Origin of the sequence: Planococcus ruber, assembly GCF_022819085.1 — a bacterium.
GTDB classification, from domain to species: Bacteria; Bacillota; Bacilli; order Bacillales_A; family Planococcaceae; genus Planococcus; species Planococcus ruber.
On sequence record NZ_JALHAG010000001.1, the window covers coordinates 973,798 to 999,754 of the forward strand.

Annotated in this window: 27 protein-coding genes and 1 pseudogene; 20 read left to right on the forward strand and 8 right to left on the reverse strand. The window is 45.9% G+C overall.

The genetic code is table 11. The features are described from left to right. The first annotated feature begins 204 nt into the window (after positions 1-204). From ribE to MTR82_RS05025, 11 genes and pseudogenes are all read left to right on the forward strand, one after another. Entirely contained in the window at positions 205-834 is a 630-nt protein-coding gene (gene ribE, locus MTR82_RS04975; RefSeq protein WP_246808561.1) for a riboflavin synthase, read from the forward strand. A gap of 14 nt (positions 835-848) precedes the next feature. After that, a pseudogene (gene ribB, locus MTR82_RS04980) lies at positions 849-1,460 on the forward strand (3,4-dihydroxy-2-butanone-4-phosphate synthase); the annotation flags it as partial. Positions 1,461-1,534: 74 nt separating this feature from the next. Next, positions 1,535-1,999 carry a 6,7-dimethyl-8-ribityllumazine synthase gene (gene ribH, locus MTR82_RS04985; protein ID WP_246808085.1) on the forward strand — a complete coding sequence of 155 codons (465 nt, stop codon included), beginning with the start codon at positions 1,535-1,537 and terminating at the stop codon, positions 1,997-1,999. Positions 2,000-2,126: 127 nt separating this feature from the next. After that, positions 2,127-2,834 (forward strand): DUF421 domain-containing protein, encoded by a 708-nt coding sequence (locus MTR82_RS04990; protein WP_246808086.1) that lies wholly within the window; start codon positions 2,127-2,129, stop codon positions 2,832-2,834. An 11-nt stretch (positions 2,835-2,845) separates the two neighbouring features. After that, complete coding sequence (locus tag MTR82_RS04995; RefSeq protein ID WP_246808087.1) at positions 2,846-3,370, forward strand: histidine phosphatase family protein; 525 nt, start codon at positions 2,846-2,848, stop codon at positions 3,368-3,370. Positions 3,371-3,426: 56 nt separating this feature from the next. After that, complete coding sequence (locus MTR82_RS05000; RefSeq protein ID WP_246808088.1) at positions 3,427-5,250, forward strand: LTA synthase family protein; 1,824 nt, start codon at positions 3,427-3,429, stop codon at positions 5,248-5,250. 67 nt (positions 5,251-5,317) lie between these two features. Continuing rightward, a complete protein-coding gene (locus tag MTR82_RS05005; RefSeq protein ID WP_199876580.1) occupies positions 5,318-6,331 on the forward strand; it encodes a GTPase in 1,014 nt (337 codons plus the stop codon). 113 nt (positions 6,332-6,444) lie between these two features. Beyond that, entirely contained in the window at positions 6,445-7,128 is a 684-nt protein-coding gene (locus MTR82_RS05010; protein WP_052650375.1) for a response regulator transcription factor, read from the forward strand. After that, a complete protein-coding gene (locus tag MTR82_RS05015; protein WP_246808089.1) occupies positions 7,109-8,524 on the forward strand; it encodes a sensor histidine kinase in 1,416 nt (471 codons plus the stop codon). The genes MTR82_RS05010 and MTR82_RS05015 overlap by 20 nt, the downstream gene beginning before the upstream one ends. Before the next feature lie 136 nt (positions 8,525-8,660). Beyond that, on the forward strand, positions 8,661-9,530 hold the full coding sequence (locus MTR82_RS05020; RefSeq protein WP_052650377.1) for a peptidylprolyl isomerase: 870 nt from the start codon (positions 8,661-8,663) through the stop codon (positions 9,528-9,530). A 13-nt stretch (positions 9,531-9,543) separates the two neighbouring features. Then, positions 9,544-10,740: a S1C family serine protease gene (locus MTR82_RS05025; protein ID WP_246808090.1), complete on the forward strand. Its 1,197-nt coding sequence runs from the start codon at positions 9,544-9,546 to the stop codon at positions 10,738-10,740. Positions 10,741-10,810: 70 nt separating this feature from the next. Here MTR82_RS05025 and MTR82_RS05030 read toward each other — a convergent pair whose 3' ends face one another. Together MTR82_RS05030 and MTR82_RS05035 are read right to left on the reverse strand one after the other, a co-directional pair. Continuing rightward, entirely contained in the window at positions 10,811-11,020 is a 210-nt protein-coding gene (locus MTR82_RS05030; RefSeq protein WP_246808091.1) for a hypothetical protein, read from the reverse strand. A gap of 57 nt (positions 11,021-11,077) precedes the next feature. Then, complete coding sequence (locus MTR82_RS05035; RefSeq protein WP_246808093.1) at positions 11,078-11,782, reverse strand: type 1 glutamine amidotransferase domain-containing protein; 705 nt, start codon at positions 11,780-11,782, stop codon at positions 11,078-11,080. Positions 11,783-11,987: 205 nt separating this feature from the next. On the opposite strand from MTR82_RS05035, the gene MTR82_RS05040 reads away from it, so the two are divergent. The 3 genes from MTR82_RS05040 to MTR82_RS05050 all read left to right on the forward strand — a co-directional run bounded on the left by MTR82_RS05040 (position 11,988) and on the right by MTR82_RS05050 (position 13,730). Then, complete coding sequence (locus MTR82_RS05040; RefSeq protein WP_246808094.1) at positions 11,988-12,407, forward strand: organic hydroperoxide resistance protein; 420 nt, start codon at positions 11,988-11,990, stop codon at positions 12,405-12,407. 182 nt (positions 12,408-12,589) lie between these two features. Then, a complete protein-coding gene (locus MTR82_RS05045) occupies positions 12,590-12,841 on the forward strand; it encodes a hypothetical protein (RefSeq protein WP_052650386.1) in 252 nt (83 codons plus the stop codon). Between the two features lie 64 nt (positions 12,842-12,905). Further along, positions 12,906-13,730 (forward strand): manganese catalase, encoded by an 825-nt coding sequence (locus MTR82_RS05050; RefSeq protein ID WP_052650388.1) that lies wholly within the window; start codon positions 12,906-12,908, stop codon positions 13,728-13,730. A gap of 119 nt (positions 13,731-13,849) precedes the next feature. Here MTR82_RS05050 and MTR82_RS05055 read toward each other — a convergent pair whose 3' ends face one another. The 6 genes from MTR82_RS05055 to MTR82_RS05080 all read right to left on the reverse strand — a co-directional run bounded on the left by MTR82_RS05055 (position 13,850) and on the right by MTR82_RS05080 (position 19,958). Next, positions 13,850-14,245: a DUF2512 family protein gene (locus MTR82_RS05055; RefSeq protein WP_246808095.1), complete on the reverse strand. Its 396-nt coding sequence runs from the start codon at positions 14,243-14,245 to the stop codon at positions 13,850-13,852. Between the two features lie 84 nt (positions 14,246-14,329). Next, on the reverse strand, positions 14,330-15,205 hold the full coding sequence (locus MTR82_RS05060) for an SDR family oxidoreductase (RefSeq protein ID WP_052650391.1): 876 nt from the start codon (positions 15,203-15,205) through the stop codon (positions 14,330-14,332). A 123-nt stretch (positions 15,206-15,328) separates the two neighbouring features. Further along, the gene (locus MTR82_RS05065; RefSeq protein ID WP_052650393.1) at positions 15,329-15,913 is read right to left on the reverse strand and encodes a superoxide dismutase family protein; all 585 of its coding nucleotides are present in this window, start codon (positions 15,911-15,913) and stop codon (positions 15,329-15,331) included. Positions 15,914-16,032: 119 nt separating this feature from the next. Beyond that, positions 16,033-18,615 (reverse strand): YfhO family protein, encoded by a 2,583-nt coding sequence (locus tag MTR82_RS05070; protein WP_246808096.1) that lies wholly within the window; start codon positions 18,613-18,615, stop codon positions 16,033-16,035. 4 nt (positions 18,616-18,619) lie between these two features. Then, positions 18,620-19,030: a GtrA family protein gene (locus MTR82_RS05075; RefSeq protein WP_052650397.1), complete on the reverse strand. Its 411-nt coding sequence runs from the start codon at positions 19,028-19,030 to the stop codon at positions 18,620-18,622. After that, positions 19,017-19,958: a glycosyltransferase family 2 protein gene (locus MTR82_RS05080; protein WP_246808097.1), complete on the reverse strand. Its 942-nt coding sequence runs from the start codon at positions 19,956-19,958 to the stop codon at positions 19,017-19,019. The genes MTR82_RS05075 and MTR82_RS05080 overlap by 14 nt, the downstream gene beginning before the upstream one ends. 325 nt (positions 19,959-20,283) lie before the next feature. On the opposite strand from MTR82_RS05080, the gene MTR82_RS05085 reads away from it, so the two are divergent. The 6 genes from MTR82_RS05085 to MTR82_RS05110 all read left to right on the forward strand — a co-directional run bounded on the left by MTR82_RS05085 (position 20,284) and on the right by MTR82_RS05110 (position 25,952). After that, positions 20,284-20,898 (forward strand): TerD family protein, encoded by a 615-nt coding sequence (locus MTR82_RS05085; RefSeq protein WP_246808098.1) that lies wholly within the window; start codon positions 20,284-20,286, stop codon positions 20,896-20,898. 15 nt (positions 20,899-20,913) lie between these two features. Beyond that, positions 20,914-21,492, forward strand: coding sequence for a TerD family protein (locus tag MTR82_RS05090; protein WP_052650403.1), 579 nt, complete (start codon positions 20,914-20,916; stop codon positions 21,490-21,492). A gap of 93 nt (positions 21,493-21,585) precedes the next feature. Then, positions 21,586-22,731, forward strand: a complete 1,146-nt coding sequence (locus MTR82_RS05095; RefSeq protein WP_246808099.1) for an HpcH/HpaI aldolase/citrate lyase family protein — start codon at positions 21,586-21,588, stop codon at positions 22,729-22,731. Further along, positions 22,664-24,034, forward strand: coding sequence for a phosphoribosyltransferase family protein (locus MTR82_RS05100; RefSeq protein ID WP_246808100.1), 1,371 nt, complete (start codon positions 22,664-22,666; stop codon positions 24,032-24,034). The genes MTR82_RS05095 and MTR82_RS05100 overlap by 68 nt, the downstream gene beginning before the upstream one ends. Further along, positions 24,031-25,140: a cysteine protease StiP family protein gene (locus MTR82_RS05105; protein WP_052650409.1), complete on the forward strand. Its 1,110-nt coding sequence runs from the start codon at positions 24,031-24,033 to the stop codon at positions 25,138-25,140. Before MTR82_RS05100 ends, MTR82_RS05105 begins: the two co-directional genes overlap by 4 nt. Beyond that, entirely contained in the window at positions 25,137-25,952 is an 816-nt protein-coding gene (locus tag MTR82_RS05110) for an HAD family hydrolase (protein WP_246808101.1), read from the forward strand. Before MTR82_RS05105 ends, MTR82_RS05110 begins: the two co-directional genes overlap by 4 nt. The last annotated feature ends 5 nt before the right edge of the window (positions 25,953-25,957 follow it).

The following is a 25,957-nucleotide window of genomic DNA, read 5'->3' on the forward strand; positions in this document are numbered from 1 at the left end:
TTATCCTCTTTTGTTTTTCCTTTCCTTGCCACCCGACAGCCCCTTGGTGGAAAGAATCCAGTTTAGCAATACCGAAAGGGTGTCCCTGACACCGAAGAACCCAGCATATCGGAAATCCGGACGTTTTTTTGGTATGCACAAAATGTGGCCGGTTTAGAGCCGGACATCAAAAGCTGCAGCAGCTTAAAAAGGAGCGTGATGTATTTGTTTACCGGGATTGTAGAAGAAGTCGGAACGATCTCTTCCGTTCAGCCCAAAACACAAGCGTTGGAACTGACGATTGCCTGTTCGCTGATTTTAGAAGACATGAAGCGGGGCGACAGCATAGCGGTCAATGGCGTGTGCCTGACGGTTTCAAGTTTCGCAAAGCAGTCATTCACTGCCGATGTCATTCCAGAGACGTTTAAATCGTCGGCGCTCAAAGAGCTGTCAAACGGTTCACCCGTTAATTTGGAACGGGCGATGCCCGCCAATGGCCGATTCGGAGGCCATTTCGTCAGCGGCCATATTGACGGCGTCGGCAAAATCCGAGCGGTTAGAAAAGAGGAGAACGCTTGGACAAAAGAAATTGAAGTTGCCCCTGCCTTGATGAAGTACATGGTGCATAAAGGTTCAGTTGCAATTGACGGAACTTCTTTGACTATTTTTAGACTGGGCGCTCGCTCGATTGCCGTTTCCCTCATCCCGACGACCCAAGCCGATTCAGTGCTTGGCCGAAAAGGGATAGGCGCACAAGTCAATATCGAATGCGATATGCTCGCAAAATATACCGAACGGATTCAACAAACTAAACCTGAAATAACACGCGATTGGTTAGCAGAAAATGGATTCTAATGGAGGTGGAAGTCTTGTTCTATAAAGTTGAAGAAGCCGTGCGTGACTTGAAAGCAGGAAAAGCTGTAATCGTGATCGACGATGAAAACCGTGAAAATGAAGGAGACTTTATTGCCTTGGCTGAATTTGCGACGCCTGAAATCATCAATTTGATGGCTGCGGAAGGACGAGGCTTGATTTGCGCGCCGATTGACGAATCAATTGCGGCCCGATTAAACATGCCACTGATGACGGATGAAAACACGGATGATTTTGGGACCGCATTTACGGTCAGCATTGACCATAAAGAAACGACGACCGGAATCAGCGCCTTTGAACGCTCCCATACGATCAAAAGTTTGGCGGATCCATTGGCAGAAGCAAACGATTTTAACCGGCCGGGCCATGTATTCCCGCTGATTGCCAAAAGCGGCGGTGTGCTTGTCCGCAACGGACATACGGAAGCAGCTGTGGATTTGGCGAAGCTCGCCGGTTCGGTTCCGGCTGGAGTCATATGTGAAATATTAAAAACGGATGGCACGATGGCGCGTGTCGATGATCTGCTGGGGGTGGCAGAGCGCCTCGGATTGGGAATTTTGACGATTGAATCGCTGGTTGCGTACCGCAAGGAACACGAACTGGCCATTTGAATGAAGAATTGCGAAGTGCGATAAAAATAATTTACATCAGCGATCGCTGATGTTCCAAAGGAGCAGACTAAATGACGATACATTATGAAGGATATTTAAATGGCGAGGGATTGCGGATCGGAATAGTGGTGGGGCGCTTCAATGAATTTATTACGAGCAAATTGTTGAGCGGCGCAGAAGATGCGCTAAAGCGCCATGGCGTGAACGATGAAGATGTAGCGATTGCTTGGGTGCCGGGAGCTTTCGAAATTCCGTTGGCGGCGAAGAAAATGGCGCAAAGCGGAAAGTACGATGCGATCATTACGCTCGGGACAGTTATCCGCGGTTCCACACCGCATTTTGACTATGTCTGCAGCGAAGTGGCAAAAGGTGTATCCCGCGTCAGCGACCAATCGGGAATTCCAGTGATTTTCGGCGTTCTGACAACCGATTCGATCGAACAGGCGATTGAACGGGCGGGCACGAAAGCGGGCAACAAGGGCTGGGAATCGGCTGCAGGTGCAATTGAAATGGCGAATTTGATGAAAAAGCTGTAATACTGGGCTCCGGAGCGTATGCTCCGGAGTTTTTTTGTCCCGAATCCTGCTTTCATTCTTTATGGGCTTAGGAAATGAAATAAGGGGAATGGGGATTGTAGGAGATTATTGAATGGAGGTCAGGGGAATGACTTATTTCGATATCGGCATCAAATTAGTGTTTGGATTGATCGCTTTATTGGTGGTCACCCGGCTGTTGGGTAAGAAGGAAATGTCTCAATTGACTCCTTTTGATTTTATCTATTCGATTGTATTAGGGGGGATTTTGGAAGAAAGCATTTATGATGACAAAGTCTCAGGCCTGCATGTCTGGTTTGCGGTGGCGGTTTGGGGAATTATGCTATACCTCATTGAGAAGTTATCGCAGAAATTCGATAACATCCGGATTTTGCTGAAAGGCGAATCGTCCATCCTGATTCGGGACGGTGAATTCAATGTTCGTGAATTGAATAAGAACCATTTGGAGATGGAGCAGCTGCGCATCATGCTTCGCCAACAAGGCGTCTTTTCCCTTCGCGAAGTGCAGGATTTGTATCTGGAACCGGGTGGGACGGTCAGTTTGAGGAAATATCCGAAATTCAGCGAGGTAACGCCTGCGATGCTTGATATAAAAGTAGAAGAGGAAGCCTTGAATTTTTTATTCGTTGATGAAAGAAAAGTGAATGAAGAGATTCTGAAGTATGTCGGAAAATCAAGCCAATGGCTCTATGATGAGCTTCAAAAATTAGGCTATTCTACTGTGAAGGATGTGCTGTATGCGGAATGGTCCGAAACGGACGGATTCTTTATAAAGACTTATAATGAGGATAAAGACGACATCAAAAAAGGGAATTAGGAGGATGGGGAATGAGGAAAAAGATTTTTTTGGTCCGACATTGCCAAGCAACAGGACAAGCACCGGAAGCCGGGCTGACGGCTAGAGGCGCAGAGCAGGCCCAACAGCTGGCGCAATTTTTTGAAGAAATGGAGATAGCGCATATTATTTCAAGTCCCTTCACCCGGGCAATCCAGTCCATTGAACCGGCAGCGAGCAAACTGGGGCTGCAAATCGAAATTGACAGCCGCCTTTCGGAGCGTGTACTGAGTCCGGAGGATTTGCCGGATTGGATGGAGCGTTTGGAAGAATCATTCGGCAACTTGGATTTGAAGCTGATGGGCGGCGAGTCTGGAAAGGAAGCCATGGCAAGAGGGATGGAAGTGGTGGCTGCTGCACCGGATCGCAGCATCCTTGTTTCTCACGGGAATTTACTGGGTTTGTTGCTTAAGAAAATGGATACGCGCTACGGATTCAAGGAATGGAAAGAGCTGTCCAATCCCGATGTCTATGAAATTGATATGGAAGAAGGCAGCGTCAAGCGAATATGGGCATGAAAAATTAGAGGGAAACAATTAAGGCATGCATTCGTTCAGTAAAGGAGGTGACTAAAATGGAAAAGCCGCGCAAATTTTCCTATCTGCTGATATTTGCATTGCTGCTGATAAAAGTCATTGCGTTCCGTGTGTTAATTTTTGATACACGTTCCATCGTTCACATCCTTTTTGTGGAGTTTCCAATGTGGGCATTAATATTGGCGATTCTGCTCATGCTTGTTAAGAAACGGGTTTGGCTGACTATTGGCATTTATAATTTTATCGTCTCTGCCATCTTTTTCGCGATAACGCTCTACATTCGCTATTATTCTACGATTCCATCCTATTATGATCTGCAGCAGACCACCCAATCAGCTTCTGTCGGACATACGATCGCTTTACTGACAAACCCTTACGATTTCTTATTCTTCCTGGATCTCGTGATTGTTTTCATTTTAGCGAAACGGCGGGAGGCCCCGCAAAAAGATGTGCGTTTGAAATACTTTTCAATCGGAATGGCTGCTATCTGCCTGGTGAGCACAGCCTATGCATTCAAACAGCCCATTATCGATGTCTCCTTTTTTGCAAAAGAAAACGGCTATATCCAGTCCCAGCTCGTTCAGATGTATCAACGGGCGAATGAGACGGCCCATGCTTCTTCCACAGAGTTGACACCGAAAGAACTGGAAGAGCTGAAAGGGAATAAATACGTCCCGGTCAGCTCTCACGAAACGTTCGGGTTAGCGGAAGGGCGGCATCTGTTCATGATTCAAGTGGAATCTTTGCAGACTTTTACGATCGGACGGACGTTGGACGGGCAGGAAATCACGCCGAACCTCAACGATCTGATAGAGGAAAGCGCCTATTTTTCGAATGTTTTTCAGCAAATCGGCGCAGGCACGACGTCTGATTCGGAGTGGATCGCGAATACCGGACTGCATCCGGAAGGCATGGTTCCGACGGTTAATAGTTTAAATGGAAAGGAAGCCGTGTCACTGTCCAGAATATTAAAAAATGAGGGCTACGGTTCCGCTACGTATCATGCCGATGATCTCGGCTTCTGGAATCGGAATGTTCTTTATCCGGTCCTTGGCTATGAAGAAGTCTATTCAATTGAGGAAATTCCGGATATGGAAGAAGTGGGGTACGGACCTTCAGACGAAGTGCTGTTCGATTTTGTATTAGAAAAATTGCCCGAGCAATTAAAGAAGCATGAACGGTTCTATTCGAACATCGTCACATTGACGAGCCATACGCCGTTTATTTTGCCTGAAGAGATGCAGCATCTCGAATTGCCTGATTCCTATGCCGATACGTATACGGGGAATTATTTGCAATCTATCCGCTATGCAGATGAACAGATCGGCCGTTTTATCGATGAGTTGAAGAAAGCCGGGCTTTACGACGAATCACTGATTGTGGTCTTTGGAGACCATTCCGGGCTGCACGGCTCTCCGGTAACAGAAGAAGATGAAGTCTTGCTCGAAGAATTTATCGGGCACTCCTATACGATGAAAGACCGTTTTACCATTCCATTAATCATGTCTGGCGGCAATTTATTTGAAGAAGGGCATCAAATGACGCGCTTGGGCGGCCAAGTAGATATTATGCCGACGATTCTAGCGCTGCTGGGAGTGGACACGGATACCCCGTTGATCGGCCATAATCTTTTTGAATATAAGAAAAACCTTTTAGGCATGCGCTATTATATGCCGGGAGGTTCATTTATTCAATCCGAGCAATTGTATAAAGCGGCCGGAGCCAAACTTCCCGACACCATGTACGATATGAAGACAATGGATACACGCGCTAAAAACAGCGCAACGAAAAAACATAAGAAAAATGCTTTGGAAATTTTAAAATACAGCGATACTTTATTGAAACCGTATATTGAAAAGTGAATGAGTAGGCGCCAAAGAGGGAATTGTTTATAATATGGAGTAAATATTGGAAAAGGGGGACTGGAGAGTGGTCAGAGAATTTGAAGAAGAAGTAAACCGCATGATGGACCAAATGTTTGAAAATGAAATGAAAAAAGTGAATGACTTGTTAGACCAAGAATTGCTCATTTCCTTGATTGGTGAAGTCAACGCCGGAAAATCTTCTACGGTCAATAAAATAATCGGCGAAGACATCGCCAGCACCAATCCGATGCCAGGCGAAACGGTCAGCGTCGATCCCTACAACATTCGCGGCTTGGAAAACATCAAGTTCATGGATACCCCTGGACTTAATGACCCGAACGACGAAAATCCGAAGAAAACACTTGAATTCGTCCAAAAATCCGATGTCGTGCTGTTCTTTTTGAATGCGGCAGGCACGGTTTTCTCGGACAGCGAGAAAGAAAAATTCATGGGCATCGAAAAGCACAACAAAGACATTCTCATCGTGTTGAACAAAATCGATGCAGCAGAAAACATCCCGTCCATCGTTCAATTTGTTAAAAACCACACAAACAATAAATACAAAGTCATTCCGATTTCTTCGAAAACCGGAGAAAACTTGGAAACCCTAAAGAAGGAAATTCTTTTTTTGCTCGAAAAGAAGGGAAAAGACCTGCTCTTCGCTAAAAGCATGAAAGAAAAATCAGCTGCAGCAAACCGCTGGATCATCGGTTCAGGCGTTTCGGCAGGCGTCATCGGGGCTTCTCCCATTCCGGGGTCGGATGTCATCCCGTTAACTTCCTTGCAGGTCGGAATGATCATCAAGCTATCAAAGCTCTACGATAAGCCGTTGACGAAAAAAGCGGCAAAAGACATGATCGTCATCACCGCGACCCAGACGATCGGGCATACCATCTACCGCCAGGCCTTGAAATTCATTCCGGGTGCAGGTTCTGTAATTGGCGGAACCGTCGCATCCGCGATGACGCTGGCGCTCGGCTACGGCGTGAAGTATGCCTATGAAAATAATATTGCCATTGACTACGATATGATCGGCGATCTGTTCCAGAAATACAAAAAACGCGAAAAAAATGCTTGAAGGTCCAAACCGCTTCTTATTTGAAGCGGTTTTTCATTTATGGGCCTTCCGTTTAGCTTGCGCCTTTTTTGAATGTGATTTACTTTTATAAAAACAGGCAGTGGAGGTAAGATATGAAAATTTTGGTGGTGGAAGACAACCCAAGCGTCAGTTCGATGCTGGAATTGTTTTTTTCAAAAGAAGGAATTGAAGGCAGCTTTGCTTCAGACGGATTAGAAGGATATCGGATGTATTCAGAACACGACTATGATTTGCTCATCCTCGACTGGATGCTTCCAGGACTGGACGGCATTGCCCTATGCCGTAAAATCCGGGAGCAGGGAGATGCGGTGCCGATTATTATGCTGACGGCAAAAGACAGCGAATCGGATCAAGTCATCGGGTTTGAAATGGGCGCAGATGATTACGTGACAAAACCTTTCAGCCCCTTGACCTTGATGGCTCGCATCAAGGCAGTGACAAGGCGGTCGCTGAAGAATGGACAAGTCCAGGCGAATGTGATCAAGACCCGGCATTTCCAGGTCAATCAGGAAACGAGAGCGGTGCTGAAAGATGGAGAAGCGGTCCAAAGCCTGACGCCGAAGGAATTCGACTTATTGGTCTTTTTCCTGCAGCATCCAAAACAAGTGTTCAGCAGGGAGCAATTGCTTGAACAGGTCTGGGGATATCAGTTCTACGGCGATGAGCGGACGGTGGATGTGCATATTAAAAGGCTCCGGAAAAAAATAGCGGGTGGAGAAGGGCTTTTCCATACGGTCTGGGGAGTTGGCTATAAATTTGAAGAACTTGCGGATTAAGTACTTTTATCAGTTGATTGCGAGCCACCTGAGCATCCTGCTCATCGCATTTTTGATTTTAAGCCTGTTATTTGTCCGGTATGTTGAAGACTTTGCCTACCAGGATAAAGCGGAAGAATTGGAAAGCTACGGACAGCAGATTCTCCAGGCGCTTGAGCAGTCACGGCCTGGAACAGGAATTCAGTCCTTTGTTCCGATTCTCCGGTCCCAAAATATTGACTTCATCGTCTTTGACCAGCAGAGCCGGATTCTTTATCCGGTTTCCGGGGCTTTTCCAACAGTCGAACTGACGCAGCAGGAATGGGGGGTGATTGAACAAGGCGAAACGCTTGTCGTCAAACGGGACGTCGACCGTTTTGAAAGCACCGTCACGTTTGTTGCGTTGCCTTATGTGGATAACGGCGGATTGGTTGGAGGGGTGCTTCTCGCTTCACCGATCAGCGGCACAAGTGAAATGATTTCAGAACTCAATAAATCCTTGTTGACCACCATCCTGATCGCTTTGGCGATTGCGCTCCTCTTGAGTTTATTGTTGTCCAAAATGCATGTCAGCCGGCTTCAGCGAATGCAAAAAGCGACGGCGATGATCAGCGAAGGGCATTACGACGTGAACTTGCCTGAATCCAATTTTGATGAATTCGGTGATTTAGCGGAAGACTTCAATCAAATGGCCCAAAAGCTCCGGCAGTCCAGCGAAGAAATTGAACGGCTTGAGAATCGGCGCCGCCAGTTTATGGCAGACGTTTCGCATGAAATGCGGACACCGTTAACGACAATTGCCGGTGTGATTGAGGGGCTGCGCAATAATATGATCGAAGAAGACCAACGGGAAAAAGGCATCCGGCTTGTCAGCGATGAGACGAAACGCCTGATGCGACTGGTCAATGAAAACCTGGACTATGAAAAAATCCGTTCCAATCAAGTGGAGCTGGAAAAAGAGGAGATTGAAGCGGAAGAGCTGCTGGAAATTATTCAGGAACAGCTTGAGCTGCAAGCCGCCGAGAAACACAATCGGATTATCGTGGAAACCGAACCTGGCCAAGTCATTTACGGCGATATGGACCGGCTGATTCAGATATTGACGAATATCGTCAGAAACAGCATCCAGTTCACTGAAAATGGACAAATTGTTTTACGGGCATACAGTACACCGGAATTCATGATCATGGAAGTGGAAGACACCGGAGTTGGCATTGATGTGGCAGAAATCGATTTGATTTGGCGGCGTTTTTATAAATCAGATCTTTCGAGAGGCAGCGGCCAATTCGGCTTGGGCCTTTCCATTGTTAAACAGCTTGTCACTTTGCACAATGGAGAAATTCAAGTAGAAAGCGAAAAAGGCAAAGGAACGAAGTTCAGCATCCAGCTTCCCGACAAAAGTCATGAAACCACCTAAATATGAGAGCCTGCAAAGAAAAGCATCCCTTTTCTTTGCAGGCTTTTAACTTTCCATCTCTTTTAAAACTTCGGTCATAGTTTATTCATAATTGCTTGGTAAAGTATTGTTAACAAGAAAAGAAAGAGGGCTGGATATGAAACAAGCAGTATACATTGCCATTGGCGTCATCGCCGCATCAGCGATATTTTTAATTGCCGGCTTCGTCAAGGGAGATGGCGAAGCAGTCGCGACAGTGAATGGCAAAGCGATTGAAAAGGATGCACTTTATGAAGAATTGGTAAAAACTTCAGGGCCCGACACATTGAATGCCATGATCACAGATGAAATTTTGGATCAAGAAGCTGAAAAAGCGGACATCAACGTGACGGAGGAAGAGCTGGACAAGGAAATGGCTGTCTATGAAAAATCCTATGGCGGAAAAGATGCTTTAGCGGCAGCAGTGGAATCGAGCGGCATGACGATGGAAGATTTAACGGCTGAAATGGAAAGCTATGTGAAAGTCGAAAAATTGCTTGGCCCGGATATTGAAGTGACAGATGGAGAAATAGAAAGCTATTTTGAAGAAAACAAAGAAAGTTTGGCACAGCCGGCTCAAGTAGAGGCAAGCCATATTCTCACAGCAACCAAAGAGGAAGCGGATGAAGTAAAAGAAAAACTTGCGGCTGGCGGAGATTTTGCTGAATTGGCGAAAGAATATTCAACAGATACGGCAACCGCCCAAAACGGCGGAGAACTTGGATTTTTCGGGACCGGCGAAATGGCAGCCGAATTTGAAGAGGCGGCATTTGCGATGAAAGTCGATGACATCAGCGATCCGGTAGAAACGGATTTTGGTTTCCACATCATTCAAGTGACTGACAAGAAAGAAGCCGCTGAAGCGACGCTCGAAGACAGCAAAGACCAAATCAAAGAACTGCTTTTCGATCAAAAGCTGAATGCAGCGTATACGACGTGGATAGCAGAAAAACAGGAATCCTATGAAATTGAAAATACATTAAACTAGGGAGGAATCATCAATGGGATACTATAATTCAAGTGAACCGAAGAAAAAACGCAGCGGCTATTTCGCTTCAAGCTTTACCGGTTTGATTGCCGGGGCGCTGCTCGTCGGAGTTGTACTTCCGGGCTTTACAGACAACGAGCAGGCTACCGAATCAGCGGTTAACGGCACATCAACTACAGAAGCGTCCAACAATGTCCAAAACGTTTCTCATATTGTTACGACCGATGTGACGGAAACGGTGGAGCAGACTTCTGGAGCCGTAGTCGGGGTTTCCAATCTTCAAAAAGCGCAATTAAATCCGTTCATGCCTGCAGCTGAAAGCGAAGCACAGGAAGCAGGCGTAGGTTCCGGGGTAATCTATAAAAAAGACGGTGAATCCGCTTATATCGTCACGAACAACCACGTGGTCGAGGGGGCTGAACAAGTAGTAGTGACCTTGGCGGATGAAACGGAATTGGAAGCGGAAGTATTAGGCACCGATGCCTGGACAGATTTAGCGGTGTTAAAAGTAGCGGGAGACAAAATCGAGACCGTGGCGGAGTTCGGAGATTCCTCTGTGCTGAAAGCGGGCGAGCCGGTGATCGCAATCGGCAATCCACTGGGCCTCCAGTTTTCCGGTTCGGTTACTACGGGAGTGGTTTCCGGAACTGAGCGCTTGATTCCGATCGATATTAACCAAGACGGCAAAGAAGATTGGCAGTCTGAAGTACTTCAGACAGATGCTGCGATCAACCCAGGCAACAGCGGCGGTGCTTTGATCAATAGCCAGGGACAAGTCATCGGAATCAATTCGATGAAAATCGCCCAAGATGCAGTGGAAGGAATCGGCTTAGCCATTCCGATCAATTCGGCTATTCCAATCATCGAAGATTTGGAGTCGAAAGGCGAAGTGGAGCGGCCTTCAATTGGGGTCGGCATCCTGGACTTAAACGACATTCCGCAGCAATACCGCGAAAGTGAATTGAATTTGCCGGCTGATGTCGAAGGCGGCGTTGTCGTTCAGTCTGTAGCGGATGGCTCTGGTGCAGCAAAAGCGGGAATAAAAGCGTATGATGTCATTGTGGAAATGGATGGAGAAGCTGTCAATTCAGTCATGGAGCTTCGCCAGCATTTATACAACGAAAGTGAAGTAGGCGATACGCTGAAAATGAAAGTCTATAGAGATGGGAAGATCCAGGAGTTCACAATTGAATTGACTGAAAGTCTATAAATGGAAAAAGGCTGCCGAAATCCTTCGGCAGCCTTTTTGAGTTCTTGATCTTTTCAAGAAATATATGTGATTAATTGCTGAAAAGACCCCACATATTGGAACTGATTCCCCAAATGATGATCGCGATAACAATGATGGTGAAAATCACGATGCCGAGTTGCACTGGACGGTATCCAGTCGTTCGGGGTTCCTGCAGCCCTTCTTTCTGTACCGGAGGGCGCTGCATCGTATCTTTATTTTCTTTCATGTACTTTTCTTCTTTCGGATCTTTTTCGCTCATTTTACTGCCTCCTTCTGTCGGTCTCCTTGTACATCCCATACCCTGAATGGAAGGTCTTTAATCAAAGAACTTCTCTTCTTCCTTTTCTTCGAGGCTTGTCAATTTCTTGGCAAGCTCCCGTCCGAATAAAGGAGAGGACTGAGGGTCGCGCCCTGTGAGAATCTGTTCGCTTCCCCAAACCACATACTCTTTTTCATCGGAGCCATCCGAATAATCAGCGATTTTTCTCATTTCGTCTTCAAGGCTGAACGGCAGCAGCCCGTCCACTTCTTTTGGCTCCATTTTGTTCGGATAGCCTGTTACTTTCAATCCGTCCAAAATTCCTTTACCGTTTTTCAGCTTCGTATAGACAAGCGGCGCGGGGCCATGGCACACAGCCGACACGATGCCGCCTGTCTCGTAAATGATGTTGATGACGGCCTGCAAGTCTTCATCGTGTGCAAGGTCAAACATGGCTCCGTGGCCGCCGACAATGAAAATCGCATCATAATCGCTTGCTTTCACATCTACAATTGGCGTCGTTTTATCCGCTATTCCGCGTTCGTAAAGTTCTTTATATCTGCCGTCAGGGTCGTATTCTTTGCTGAGGCTCAGCGGATCGACCACCGGTTTCCCGCCTTTGGGAGAAGCCAGTCCGACAATATGGCCTTCTTTTTCCAGTTCTAATACAGGTGCGAATAATTCTTCGGCCCACCAGCCGGTAACATAGTTATGTTCTTCATTGACATGTCCATTCGACAGGACTGCTAATACTTTTGCCATTCTGTTTTCCTCCTCAGAGAATCTAATCTAGTTGTCATTTACCCTTTCGCAGGAAGCTGAAACGTTCGGCGGAGTTTCGGCGCTTGCCAGATTTCTTCGGTGAGGGATCAAAAATCAAAATCGTTGACTCCCGACAAAAAAACCAGTACGTTTGATTTGTTATCTAATTATTTGGAAAAATATAAACAGGAAAGAGGATGAGAAAATGTCAGCATTATTCACTACATCGGTCACAGCAGTCGGAGGAAGATCAGGAAGAGTGGTATCTGAAGACAATATCATCGATATGCAGCTTGTTTCACCCAAAGAATTAGGCGGTCCGGGCGGAGAAGGGACCAACCCTGAGCAGCTTTTTGCAGCCGGGTATTCCGCTTGCTTCGACGGTGCTTTAAATCTGGTTATCCGGAAACAAAGAGCAGACGTTTCAAGCACGTCGGTTAAAGCAGACGTCCACTTTTTAAAAGATGAATCGGACGGCGGCTATAAAATTGCCGTAACCCTAAACGTAACCGTTGAGGGAGTGGACCAGGAGAAAGCGCAGGAATTGGTGGAAGCCGCTCACCAAGTATGCCCTTATTCAAAAGCCACAAGAGGAAATATTGATGTCGAATTAAAAGTGAATTAAATCATAGCAGAAAAAGCCGTTTGGAGATTTCAACATCTCCAAACGGCTTTTTGTTTGCATAAATCATAAGTAAGGGTACAACTTTTCAAATGAAAATTTAACAATAGACAGGATATGGTTTTAATAAAGAAGTGGAGGGTATTCACGTAATGTGCATTCAATTCAGGAGAGGAGGAAAAAAGATGGAGAAGGATCAGCGAGAACATGAAAAGAAAATGAAAGACATGGAACATGAAAAAAGAGAATCCGGAAACAACAGATATGCTGCAGAGGAAGAAGAGAAAAACTCCATCACTGAAAGAGGGCAGCCAGAACAAAATCCTACAGACCAAAACAGCAGTGGAAAAGCAAGCAATGATTCAGTTAATGCCGGAGGCAACGATTCGGATTATGATGGCGGACATCCAACTGATGTTTCCCCAGAGAAACGGTGAAAACCGCAGAAACTCCATCTACATCAACTTCAACTAAACCAAACTATACAGGAGGTTTTTATTCATGTTCTTTCACACAGGCGAACTTCAATACCATTCAAAACCGGACTCTCCAGATCCGGTATTTGCTAAAAAAGTTCAAGAATTGATTGGCGGGCAATTCGGAGAAATGTCCGTAGCGATGCAATACTTATTCCAAGGGTGGAGCACGAGAGGCAATGAAAAATACCGTGACCTCTTAATGGATACTGGTACGCAAGAGTTAGGGCACATCGAATTGCTGGCTACAATGGTAGCCCGTCTACTCGAAGGTGCGCCCGTGTACGAACAGGAAAAAGCTGCAAAAGACCCAATCATTGGTGCAATCATGGGTGGGATGAACCCGCAGCATGCAATCGTTCACGGTTTAGGAGCGTCTCCTAAAGACAGCAACGGGGTTCCGTGGAATGCCGGCTATATCGTAGCGAGCGGCAACTTATTGGCAGATTTCCGTGCCAACGTCAATGCAGAGTCTCAAGGACGTCTGCAAGTTGCGAGACTTTATAGCATGACCGATGACCGCGGTGTAAAAGATCTGTTTTCATTCCTAATCGCCCGCGATACAATGCACCAAAACCAATGGTTAGCAGCCATTAAAGATTTGGAAGCCAAAGAAGGGCCAATCGTTCCGTCTACCATTCCACCTGAATGGGAAGCAACTGAATTCTCACATATTCTTTATACAAATCCAGAAACAAGTACAGCTTCACAATTGCCATGGGCAAGTGGGCCGGCACCAGACGGCCATCCAATTACTGTAGAAAAACCGGCGCCATTAAGTGGACGCCCTATCTTGAAACCGGCTCCTCCAGAAGCGCATAATACGCTTCCGGCCGAAGACATGAAATAATAGCAAAAAGAACAGGCCCTTATCAAAAGGGCCTGTTCTTTTTTGGGGGAGGCAGGTGTGTTCTTTACGCCTCCCCCAAAAAAGCTGCCGAACGATATGTTTCAGCAGCTTTTTTCTAATTAAGATTGTCTTGGTTCATCATGGGTAGTCGTATGGGAAGTTTCTTTATGCTCCCATAACCGTTTGGTCAGATAGATATGGAAGAACCATTCGCCTATAGCAATAATAATGGCAGAAAAGATAGCTGGCATAATCAGCGAAGATTCCAAAATTTCAATCCAGACCATCCCGAGCAGCCAGACTAGCAAGAATGCAAGCACCCAATCACCTGCTGTTGCCACCTTGTTCGAAGTTTTTGGATAAATTACCAAATCTCCAATAAAGCCAACAATCGTGACCACGAGGCTTATCAAGAAAATATCCATCAATTCAATTCCATAGACAATGCCGAGTATCACAAACAACACGGCGAAGACCATTGCGAATTTCATCAGGATTGCTTCAATGGATCTCAATTCTGTCGCCTCCTCATCTCAATAAATGGAATTTTTATCCAAACAAAAACCCGGTCTTTCGTGAAGTCCGGGTTTAAGTGAAAGTTAAGAAGAAATAAAATCTCCGCCGTTGACATGGATTGCTTGCCCTGTAACGTAAGTGGAATCTTTTGAAGCGAAGTAGACGTATGCCGGAGCTACTTCGGACGGTTGCCCTCTGCGTTCCATCGGCGTATCGCCTCCGTGCTCACCTACTTTTCCAGCATCGAAAGAAGCGGGAATCAATGGTGTCCAAATTGGGCCGGGTGCTACAGAATTTACCCGGATTCCTTTATCGCTTAAGCTTTGCGACAATGAGCGGGTGAAAGTCGTAATGGCGCCTTTAGTCGCTGAATAATCGATCAGTTCGGATGAACCGCGATAGGCTGTCACCGAAGATGTATTGATGATCGAATCCCCTTTCTGCATATGGGGGATCGCTGCTTGGCTTAAATAGAACATACTGAAAATATTTGTTGTAAACGTCTCCATCAATTGATCAGGGGAGATGTTCAAGAAATCATCTTGCGGAAATTGCTTGCCGGCATTATTGACTAAAACATTCAACTGGCCAAATTCCGAAATGACATCGACAACTAATTGATTGCAGTTTTCGACGTCCGATACGTCAGTCGCTGATTTAAAAGCTTTTACGCCATAAGATTCGATTTCTTTTACTGTTTTTTCCGCATCTTCGTGTTCATCCAGATAAGCAATCGCCACATTGGCGCCTTCTTTTGCAAAGGCAATAGCGACCGCTCGCCCAATTCCGCTGTCGCCTCCGGTAATCAATGCTACTTTTCCTTCCAGTTTGCCGGCGCCTTTATAGTCTTTGTCATCATAAATGGGTTCAGGAGACATGTCTTTTTCAAAGCCAGGCTGTCTTCCTTGTTCTTGAGGGTCTACTTGTTCATCGATTTTTTCAAATTTATCTTCTGCCATGTAAAAGTCCTCCTTGAAATATTGTCTAATTTATTCATTCCCTAAATAGATGCGGATAAACGCTGAAATTCAAACAAGAGCGGGGAAATCAGTGCATCAAAAAAGAGCGGCAAAGCCGCTCTTTTAGTTTTCTCCGGTGACTACGCCGCATGCGACGCGCTCACTGGATTCTTCTGATTCAAGGACCAGTGAAGTGCCGCCTTCTTGCAGCAAGGAGTTTTCTTCCTCGGTTTTCAAGGTGAATCCTTCCGCTGTCAATTCTTCTTGTACTGTGCCGTCATCGCCAACATCCACGGATGGCAATTCTTCTCCGTATACTTCACCCGCTGTCTCGAAGTCGGGGACTTCGCATTTTCCGGCATTCAGAAATTGCACTTTATGGGTGCCGGTTTCCAGGTCTGTCAAATCGAGCACGACCGTAACGCCGTTTTCTTCATCAGCTATTTCTGCTGTGCCGATCGAATCGCCGTCCGAGTTCATCAAGTCGACTGTCACAAACATTAAATCTTCGCTGGAACCTTCGTCCGAATTGTCTTCAGCTTCTTCACCGTTCGGTGGAGTTTCTTCGCCTTCATTTACATTCTCATCTTCAACTTCCGTAGCGCCATCTGTTTCGGTGGCCGGTTCCGTTTCTGAGTTATCGTTTCCGCAGGCAGCAAGAAAAAGAAGAAATGCCATTGCAAGCACAAGCAAGAACCAACGCTTCATCTGAACACCCCTTATTCGAAATTGGTTTATTCTCTCATTACACATTTTCGTTCGAAAATAAACTCTTTTCGTCGAAAGCGCGCCTTTTGTAGGAGTAATTTTATCGCTTTGTTAGATCATTAGGGGTGCCTTTTGCGGCCGAAAAGCAGAAATAGGCTGACGGCCAGGGAAAGTACGGATAGAGCCAACGAAACCTTGAAGAATGGCGGGCGATAACTAAATGACACGCTGTTTTTGCCTTCTTCCAGAGGCACCGCCACAAAAGCATAATTAGCTTTCCGTACAGGGACCTCTTTGCCGTTGACTTCAGCGCTCCAGCCTCTTTCATATGGGATTGCGGCCGTTAGATAAGGGGCTTTTTCTTTATTGTCATAAACCATTTCAACCGAACTTCCGTCGATGTTCAACTGGCTTAGTCCGGATTCTTTCGTAGTTTGCGTTTTCAGTACCTCATACGGTTCTTCGTAAATTTCAATATTGGTTAGCGCATAACGGCCTTTTGGAAGCCGCAGGGAAATTTTTTCAGATGCTTCCGTACGGAGGGTCAAATCATCGACAAAGGTTCGATAGATTGAGTCGTTTGCTTTCCGCGTAGTGGAATAATCGTTAAGTTTCAACGAAAATCCGGTCGAAGCCGCAAAATTTTCGAGATGAAACGAGATGTACAGATCGCCATCTTGGAAGTCGGAATTCGGCCTGATGAAATCCAATCCGCCTTCATCACCTGTAATTTCCAGAATGCCATTTTCATAATGGGCATCGGCTTCTGCGATTTCAAACTCATCCGTTTTCTCTTCAGCTTTCGGCAGTTCACCTTGTCCGCCGGAACCGTCGAGTACGACACCCGTCAACATGGCGTGCTCACGCGCTAATACAGGAGACTCTTCAAGCTGCTGCTCCTGATAGACGACAGAAGCCGTACGGGCGAAAGGCAGCACAAATGAATTTTCATAAACCGTGTACTGGCCAGAAGAAAAAGCGTCAGTAAATCCATAAGGGATGTTGTTGTCGTCTTTTGGCAATATGATGTATTTTCCTTGAAGCATGCTGTGGAGATTCGTGCGTTTCCCGAGTGTTGCATAGCGGCTGACACTTTCCCGGCCCATATCAATTTCCAAATCGTATAAATAGAAGTACAGCAGATTCTTATTGAGAATGCTGGAATAAGCGCTCAATCCACGGAAGTCCTGGACAATAGGGGTATTGTTTCGGACGCCTTCCATCCATTCAATGCGGTAATTTCCGCTTGCCTCTGATTTATCGATTTGAGCCAGAAGCTCCCTGATTTCCGGGTCGTCATATTCGGATCCCGTCAATAATCCTTCGTTCACTTGTCCGATTTTCCCTGTTTCAAGCAATTTTTCGACTTGATAAAGATTGGTAAAGCCAATGAGGAAAATCAGCAGAAAAGCAATAAAGGCATTTCGAATCCGGACCGTTTTCCATTTGATGATGGAGAAACTGAAAAGCAGACTCATGAAAAGACTTATAAGCACAAGGATTGAAGCCGATGATTGCCATTTGAGCATTTCGTCTGTAGAACCTGTATAAATGAACAAAAATACCGTAATCAGTGAAGCGATCAGGAATTGCCTGACGGTTACATTCGGCAATTCACGCAGTCCGCCAGCAATTGCACCGCCAGCCATTAGGGAAAGAAAATATTCCCACCGGAATTGAGGGGCTGAAAATCCATTGAATATACTGGCCGCCAAGGGGCTGAAATGCAGAACGACTCCGATGGCTCCAAGAATTGCAAACAAACGGAAGGTCCGGTTTCGATAAAGGCGGCCCATGAATAGCAGCAAAACAAAAATAGCAGGAAGCACAATATAGCGGCTCGTAAATAGAATATTGTCGGTAAAGTCCATCCAGTCGATTTCCTGTTCAAAAGCCGGGCGGTGGTTATTCAAAAATGCATAGACGGCAGGGATGAAAGAAACGGCACTGATGCCGAATCCGAGCAGGCCTGCCCACAGGAATGTCCATAAAGCCTTTAAGCGTTTTGTTTCGCCGGATGTGAGCGGGATGAATAATCTGACCGCGATATAAATCGCCGCCAACAGGAAATTGATATACGAAAAGTAAAAATTATCGATCATGGAAATTGAAACCGCCAGCAAAAACCAGCCGGGTTTCTGTTCCCGGAAAATCTTCTCGATTCCCAAAATTAATAGAGGCAGCCAAAGAAAGGCATCGGCAAAAAATTCCCAGTAGACCGTATGGCGGAAATACATTCCTGAGATGCCGTAGACAGAGGCGCCAAGCAAGGCGGGCAGCCAGGAAATTTTCATATACATAAACAGCCTCGTCGTGATGAACAAAATAAACGTGAGCCGGATGATGCTGATGAAGACAGCGGCATTCGCCCAGAACAGAATATCCGTAGTTTGGACAATGCCGATTGTTTCAAGCAGAAAAATAAAGAGGACGCTCACCAGAAAGACAATGGATGTCGAGAAATAATAGGAAAGTTCACTAAATGTTCCGGCTCCAAGCCCAAAATCAAAAGAATAGAAGAATTCCCCTGACGTATATTGGTCATACAACAACTTTTTAAAAGGAAGCATCTGCGAACTGCCGTCATCGATGCCGACCATGAAATGGCTGCGTGTCCATTGATATAAAAAGACCGCATGGGCGAGAATGGCTAAAAAAAAGCTGCCGAGCAATAAATACAGATGGAAGAAGCGATTGCGCATAGATTCACCGTCTTTTTGCGAATTTTGGTGCGGCTGTGCCTTTTAAAATTTTGCCGGAAATGACAAAGGTGATGGGCACAGTGAATAGGACTGCGGCAAACGGAGCGATGTTGCTGTTTATACGCAGCCATTCTACAAAAATAAATATTAAAAAAGTGGATACAGACATATTCACCACTTGGGTAAGCGGAAAATACAAATATTTTTTCAAGGTAGGTTTGATTTTATAAGTCACATAGCAATTCAAGAAAAATGAAATGTTTAGACTGATAAAAAATCCGATCACGTGAGCAGCCAAATAAGGCAAGGAAAACAAGTTATGCAGGATGAGGTAAATGCTGTAATACGTGAGCGTATTGATAACACCGACAACGACAAAGCGAGTGAATTCGGTATTCAGCTTAGCGAAGTTCATCGTATTCATCCACATTGCTGACATCGATCAAGAAATTCGGGCGCTGTTTTGTTTCATTATAGATGCGTCCAATATATTCGCCGATGACCCCGAGGCTGAGCAATTGAATGCCGCCTAAAAAAAGAATCGCGGTAATCGTGGTGAAATATCCAGGCGCGCTGTTGCCGTTTTGCATGATTTGGTAAAAAGTCCAGATGATGTAGATGATCGAAAGGAAAAGGACAAGAAATCCAGTGTAAAAACAGACGCGGAGCGGCTTCAAATTGAAAGAAATAATGCCGTCGATGCCGTAATTCACCAGACTGCCGAACGACCACTTGGAGGTTCCTTCATTTCTCACCACGTTGTCATAGCAAATAATTTTCTTGCTCAAGCCGATCCAGGAAAAGAGGCCTTTTGAAAACCGGTTGCTTTCGCTGAGTTTTAAAATGGAGTTGATGGCTTTTCGGCTCAGCAGGCGGAAATCGCCTTCGCCGTCGACAAAATCAACATCGGTGATGGAATTGACGAGTTTGTAATAAGCAGACGAGAGCCAGCTCCGCATTTTCGATTCGCCGCTGCGTGAGCGTTTGGCGACGACTTGATGAAACCCATCTTCAAAACCTGCGATCATTTCGCCGATCATTTGGGGCGGATGCTGCAAGTCGCTGTCCATCAAAATAGCCGCGTCTCCTTTGATGCGGCTCAAGCCGGCAAGAATTGCGGATTCCTTTCCGAAATTTCTTGTCAGTGAAATGTATTTTACACTCGGATGTTTTTCTGCCAGTTTTAAAATTTCTTGAAGAGTATTGTCGCGGCTGCCGTCATTGATGAACATAATTTCATAGCGGTAAGGCAGCGGTTCGAGTTCTTCGGTCAACCGGCTGAACATCCGTGCAATATTGGCTTCTTCGTTAAATGCCGGAACTACGATGGAGACCAGTTTCATATCGCATTCCCCTTTCCTTATGTATCATATTTCTCTATGACTTTGTTTACCCTAACGCCTTTGAAAATATGCTTGCATTTTTCTTTCCGTAAAAGCACTACAGAATAATTTTCAAAATGAAACTTATTTCATTCCCAAACGTATGTATTTTATCAGCTATTATAAAGGCATTTGCCCATTTTCATACAGCTGGCGGAAAGAGTTGTCCATTGTAAGGCGGAAAGCGTTTTGTACGGCTGACAAAGGACCCTTAATAATTGAAATTTTCCGGATTTACAAATACTATTAACTGTAAGTACATAAAGATGAATGGAGAGTGCTGGAAATGGCTATTAATCTTGTAAAAGGTCAGAAAATTGATTTGACAAAAGGGCGTTCAAGTCTTTCAAGCATCATGGTCGGCCTTGGGTGGGACCCAGTTGAAACGAAAAAAAGCGGCGGTTTCCTAAGCGGATTGCTTGGAGGCGGCGGTGGCGGAGCCGACATCGATTGTGATGCCTCTGTTATCATGCTGGATGAAAACGGCAAGTTGAAAGGCAAAGAAAACTTGATTTATTTCGGCAACAAAAAAAGCAAAGACGGCAGCGTCGTTCACTCAGGCGATAACTTGACCGGCGAAGGAGAAGGGGATGACGAAACAATCAACGTCGACCTTAAACGAATTTCGCCTTCGATCCACCGTCTCGTTTTCGTTGTAAATATTTACAATGCAAGACAGAAAAAGCAAGATTTCGGCATGATTCAAAATGCCTTCATCCGTTTAGTGGACAATCAATCAAAAGAAGAACTTGTTCATTATAATTTAACTGAAAACTACGCCGGTAAAATGTCGCTGATTCCTGGAGAATTGTACCGCCAAGGCAGCGAGTGGAAATTCTCTGCTGTCGGTGAAGGCACAATGGATGCAGATATCGGTTCAATCGCAAACAAATACGCTTAAGGAGTGGACAATTAAATGGCTATTAACTTATCAAAAGGACAAAAAGTAGATTTAACAAAATCCAATCCGGGGTTGTCAAAAGTGGTCGTCGGCCTTGGCTGGGACACAAATAAATACGACGGCGGACAGGATTTCGACTTGGATTCATCGGTCTTCTTATTGGATGCGAGCGGCAAAGCGGCCTCAGAAGCTGACTTTGTCTTCTATAACAATACAATCGGTGCCGGCGGTGCAGTCGAACACACGGGAGACAACAAAACTGGTGAAGGCGAAGGGGACGATGAAGCAGTAAATATCGACCTTTCTTCTATCCCTTCTTCCATTGAGAAAGTAACATTTGCCATTACGATCCATGACGCAGAAGCACGCGGCCAAAACTTCGGGCAAGTCAGCAATTCATATGTGCGCATTGTGAATGCAGGATCTAATGAAGAATTGATCCGCTATGATTTAGGGGAAGACTTCTCCATCGAAACGGCGATTGTCGTAGGAGAGCTATACCGCCACGGAGGAGAATGGAAATTTAATGCGATTGGCAGCGGTTATCAAGGTGGACTGGCATCACTTGTTAAGGACTTTGGTTTAGACAGCTAATTTTGCACAAATAGAAAGCAAGGGGCCTGTCGTCTCCTTGCTTTTTTAGACTCGCTTAAATTTATTTGTTTAATTGTGCCGGGAGGACGGAAGATGAAACATTTCGACGTATTGAGTAAATCGGATTTAAAAGCGTTTTTTAAATATTCCCCGGCAGAATTCTCCCGAGATACGGCAAGGGAAACATTGGGGCTGGCATTAGGCGCAGCTCTTTATACCCCTGGTTCCAGACAGGATATCGCTTCGAAAATACTGGGAGGAAATTATCGCCGGGGAGCATTCGCCGGATTGGCTACTTTAATCATTTGTTTGGAAGATGCGGTAGCTGATGCGGAATTAGTAGATGCTGAAAAGAATGTTGCCGAGCAGCTGAAACGTTTGGATGCAGCAAACTCCTGCCAGCTTACTGAGGGGCCGGCACTTTTTTTGCGGATCCGCAGCGCAGCACAGTTGGACGGCCTGATCGCTTCTGCTGGAAAAGCGCTTAGCGTTTTGACAGGAATCGTTTTTCCAAAATGCGACGCTGAAAATCTGCGGGCTTTTTTCCAAGCGCTCGATCGGGCAAGCGAAGCAGCAGGACGCAATTTATATGCTTTGCCGCTGCTTGAAACAAAAGAAGTCCTCTATGCGGAAACGAGACAACATACTTTAAAGGAAATTTACGGGATTTTAAAAGAAGAAGCGGATCGTATTTTGACTGTACGTGTTGGAGCTACTGACTTTTCCAGCCTTTACGGGTTGCGGCGTCCAGTTGAGCGCACCATATATGATGTCCATGTCGTTCGCGATTGTTTAGTAGACATCATCAATCAGTTTGGGCGGGCAGAGGACGGGTTTATCGTGTCTGGCCCGGTGTATGAACACTTTTCAACCGTCCAATTTCCATTTGTTGCATCAGAAGCTGAAAAAACCTTATGGGAAGAAGTGCAGCTGGACGTTTTAAACGGCTTTAAAGGAAAAACCTGTATCCATCCGTCCCAAATCATGACGGTAAATGCAGGGTATATGGTGACAAAGGAAACGTACGACGATGCATCCCTGATTCTCGCAGAAAGCGGAAAATTCAACGGGATCCTGCAAAGTCCGACGCGCAATAAAATGAACGAAGTAAAACCGCATTTAAGCTGGGCAAGAAAAATTGCCGCCCAGGCGGAAGTCTATGGGGTGCTGAATGAAAACTTTAAACCAATCGATGTCCTCAACCATATTCGATCAAACCAACTATCAACTCAACTATAAATTATGGGAGAATTTGGATTTAACTGTGACGGTCCGTGAGGCTTATCAGGGCCTTCCGGCAGAAGCGCTTTTTTCAATGGGCCTTCGGGTCAATAAAAAACGCCAATTTCTCTTTGTCAGCAAACTTATCGCCAAGCATCTTGCTGTGTCACCTTCGATTGCGCTTGGGGCCGGCAGCTTATTGGCTTCTTTATTGATGCAAAAAGAGGGGCTGCCTCCTATTCCGCAGTCTGCCCAGCTGGTCCAAATGTTGAAGAGCGGGGTGCCAAACCCGTCAGTGACGAAAGAATCGCTTCGGCATACGGCAGCATTGCCGGAGAAAACGGTATTTATCGGGATGGCAGAAACGGCTACAGGACTTGGCCATTCTGTTTTTCAGCATTTTGAAAATGCAGTTTATATCCATACGACCCGTGAACAAATTAGCGGTTTAGAGCCTTCCTTTGTCTTTGAAGAAGAGCATTCGCATGCCACTTCCCATAAGGTATATGCACCGGAAGGGCTGTTGGAAGAAGCGGAAGCGATTGTTTTGGTCGATGATGAAATTTCAACCGGCAATACGCTGATTAATTTAATCACCGCCTTGGATGAACAGTTTCCGGGCAAAAAATATACGTCCCTTTCCATATTGGATTGGCGCAATGAAGACCAGCAGAAGAAATTCAGCCAGTTGGCTCAGGACCTGAAAATCGATATAGCGGTATTGTCCTTGATGGCCGGGCACTTTGAATTGAACCATGGGTCGTCTCCGGATGAATCCCCAATCGAACAATTGGAGGGCAGTTCTCCAAAACAGCCGCAGGAGCTCGCCGAGGCAGAACAGCTCCCTTATGAATCTTCTACGGGACAGCAATACATACGATTGACTGGAAGATTCGGGCTATCGAGCAAAGAGCAGCAGGCAATCGACAGCTGGGCATTAGAAACAGCAGCGAAGCTTGAGCAGAAGCCAAAGCGGCCGTTAGTAGTAGGAATCGGCGAAAATATGTATTTGGCGCTCCGTTTCGGGCTTGCGCTTAGCGATGACTCGATTGTCCAAACAACCACGAGAAGCCCGATTTTCGCTGCGGATCAGGAAGGATATCCGATTCGTGAGAAAGCCGGTTTCCGACTGCCGGATGCAGATGGAGTGGATCAGTTTATCTATAACCTGAATGGTTTGGATATTGACCGGATCTATCTGCTGGCTGAATCTGTTTCAGAGCTGGCAGACTGGGGTCCGTTAATCAGTTATTTGGAGAAGAAAGCGCCGGTCGAATGGATTTCATTGACGGCAGCCAAAAGGAGGAATTCCACTCAATGATTGCTACGGGATTAGTTAGAACCAGTTATCCGAAAGAAGATATCACATTTTTATTGAAAGATGTCACAGCTGATTTTGAGGAAAGCACGCTCGAAGAACGCGAAAATGCCGTCCGCTCCGGAGCGCATTATGCGGAGCGCCTGCCTATGGAATATCAGCCATCTCAGGAATATACAGAACTCTACCATGCAACTGTTGAGACAACGAAGGAGCGCCTAAGCCATCTGGTGGGAGTCGTTTCTCGCCGCATTTTGCTTAATGCGCAGACAGAGGATGTCGTGCTGGTATCGTTGGCGCGGGCCGGAAGCCCGGTCGGCATTTTGATTCGCCGGTATGCGGAACAGATTCTTGGATTGAACTGGCCGCATTACAGCGTCTCGATTCTTCGGGATAAAGGAATTGATGAAAAAGCGATTGAAACTATTCAGGCGGCGCATCCAGGCAGCCGCATTCAATTTATAGACGGCTGGACTGGAAAAGGCGCCATCCAAAAAGAATTGACGAAATCCGTTGATAGCCTGAATAGCCGAAAAGGTTGGAATTTGCAGGATGATATGGCCGTTTTGGCAGATCCAGGTGCTTGTGCTGTGCTTTTTGGCACGCGGGAAGATTTCCTGATTCCAAGCGCTTGTTTAAACTCAACGGTTTCCGGTCTTGTGAGCCGGACGATCCTAAATGAACGCTATATTGGCGAAGATGATTTTCACGGGGCCAAATTCTACGAAGAATTATTGGCAGAAGACTTATCCAATAATTTCGTAGACGAAGTCACCGCGTGTTTCCTCGAAACTGCAGAGGCAGTTGAAAAAGAAGTTTCATCTACTCCGGTCACTGCCGAAAGAACATGGCAAGGCATGAAGGAAGTCGAAGAAATAGGAGCGAAGATGTACAGCGAAACGGATTACCATTTAATCAAGCCGGGTGTAGGCGAGACGACGCGCGTTTTGCTGCGCAGAAGCCCTTGGAAAGTGCTGGTGAATGATTTGGAGCATCCAGACGTCCAGCATCTGCTGATTTTAGCGAAAGAGAAAAATGTGCCGGTTGAAGTAGTTCCTGAATTGTTTTATCGTTCCATTGGATTGATCAAGTCAGGAAAAGAAATATGACATTCCTATTTGCCAGTGATTTAGACCAGACATTAATCTATTCGAAACGGTCCATGGGAAAACAGGCGGTTGAATCCGATTTGCGGGAAGTCGAGCGCTATGAAGGAAACCCGCAGTCCTTCATGACAGCAACTGGTCAGCGAATGCTTCACGAGTTGGCTGAAGAGCTTTGCTTTCTGCCTGTTACAACGCGGACTCAGAGCCAGTATGAACGCGTTACCGGCATCTATAAAGGCGATGCTGCACCGAAATTCGCTGTGATTTCAAATGGTGCCGTCATTTTAGAAGACGGCGAACCGATCAAAGAATGGTCAGACCATATCCGCAAGCAATGCGTCAGCAAGAAAACCATTGTAGAAGAGCTTATGCCCAAAATTGTTCAGCATTTCTCGGAAGAGTGGGTTTTGCGTGTAAGAGAAGCAGACGGGTGGTTTGTCTACTTGATTATTGACCGTGAAAAATTTCCATCCGAAAAATTAGCATTTTATACAAAGACTTTTCGGGAAATCGGCTGGTCGATGTCGCTTCAGGGCAGAAAGCTTTATTTCATGCCCGAAAGCATCACAAAAGCAGGGGCGATGGAGTATGTTAAAGAACGCATTGGCGCTGACTATGTGGTAGCAGCTGGCGATTCGCTCTTGGATCTCGATTTGCTTGAAAGCGCAGACCTTGGCCTGTTGGCTGCCCACGGTGAAGCAGTAAGAAGCAGGATCCCCGTTTCAGCGCACATCGAAACGACTGAAAAACGAGGAATCGAAGCGGGAGAAGAAATACTTTTCCGTGTTCAGCAAGAAATTTTGCAGCATAAATAATGAGG

Coding starts and splice junctions, on each gene's coding strand:
- ribH (WP_246808085.1), top strand. CDS start 1,535: ATGACGATACATTATGAAGGATATTTAAATGGCGAGGGATTGCGGATC.
- MTR82_RS04990 (WP_246808086.1), top strand. CDS start 2,127: ATGACTTATTTCGATATCGGCATCAAATTAGTGTTTGGATTGATCGCT.
- MTR82_RS04995 (WP_246808087.1), top strand. CDS start 2,846: ATGAGGAAAAAGATTTTTTTGGTCCGACATTGCCAAGCAACAGGACAA.
- MTR82_RS05000 (WP_246808088.1), top strand. CDS start 3,427: ATGGAAAAGCCGCGCAAATTTTCCTATCTGCTGATATTTGCATTGCTG.
- MTR82_RS05010 (WP_052650375.1), top strand. CDS start 6,445: ATGAAAATTTTGGTGGTGGAAGACAACCCAAGCGTCAGTTCGATGCTG.
- MTR82_RS05020 (WP_052650377.1), top strand. CDS start 8,661: ATGAAACAAGCAGTATACATTGCCATTGGCGTCATCGCCGCATCAGCG.
- MTR82_RS05025 (WP_246808090.1), top strand. CDS start 9,544: ATGGGATACTATAATTCAAGTGAACCGAAGAAAAAACGCAGCGGCTAT.
- MTR82_RS05030 (WP_246808091.1), bottom strand. CDS start 11,020: ATGAGCGAAAAAGATCCGAAAGAAGAAAAGTACATGAAAGAAAATAAA.
- MTR82_RS05035 (WP_246808093.1), bottom strand. CDS start 11,782: ATGGCAAAAGTATTAGCAGTCCTGTCGAATGGACATGTCAATGAAGAA.
- MTR82_RS05040 (WP_246808094.1), top strand. CDS start 11,988: ATGTCAGCATTATTCACTACATCGGTCACAGCAGTCGGAGGAAGATCA.
- MTR82_RS05045 (WP_052650386.1), top strand. CDS start 12,590: ATGGAGAAGGATCAGCGAGAACATGAAAAGAAAATGAAAGACATGGAA.
- MTR82_RS05050 (WP_052650388.1), top strand. CDS start 12,906: ATGTTCTTTCACACAGGCGAACTTCAATACCATTCAAAACCGGACTCT.
- MTR82_RS05060 (WP_052650391.1), bottom strand. CDS start 15,205: ATGGCAGAAGATAAATTTGAAAAAATCGATGAACAAGTAGACCCTCAA.
- MTR82_RS05065 (WP_052650393.1), bottom strand. CDS start 15,913: ATGAAGCGTTGGTTCTTGCTTGTGCTTGCAATGGCATTTCTTCTTTTT.
- MTR82_RS05070 (WP_246808096.1), bottom strand. CDS start 18,615: ATGCGCAATCGCTTCTTCCATCTGTATTTATTGCTCGGCAGCTTTTTT.
- MTR82_RS05075 (WP_052650397.1), bottom strand. CDS start 19,030: ATGAACTTCGCTAAGCTGAATACCGAATTCACTCGCTTTGTCGTTGTC.
- MTR82_RS05080 (WP_246808097.1), bottom strand. CDS start 19,958: ATGAAACTGGTCTCCATCGTAGTTCCGGCATTTAACGAAGAAGCCAAT.
- MTR82_RS05085 (WP_246808098.1), top strand. CDS start 20,284: ATGGCTATTAATCTTGTAAAAGGTCAGAAAATTGATTTGACAAAAGGG.
- MTR82_RS05090 (WP_052650403.1), top strand. CDS start 20,914: ATGGCTATTAACTTATCAAAAGGACAAAAAGTAGATTTAACAAAATCC.
- MTR82_RS05095 (WP_246808099.1), top strand. CDS start 21,586: ATGAAACATTTCGACGTATTGAGTAAATCGGATTTAAAAGCGTTTTTT.
- MTR82_RS05100 (WP_246808100.1), top strand. CDS start 22,664: ATGAAAACTTTAAACCAATCGATGTCCTCAACCATATTCGATCAAACC.
- MTR82_RS05105 (WP_052650409.1), top strand. CDS start 24,031: ATGATTGCTACGGGATTAGTTAGAACCAGTTATCCGAAAGAAGATATC.
- MTR82_RS05110 (WP_246808101.1), top strand. CDS start 25,137: ATGACATTCCTATTTGCCAGTGATTTAGACCAGACATTAATCTATTCG.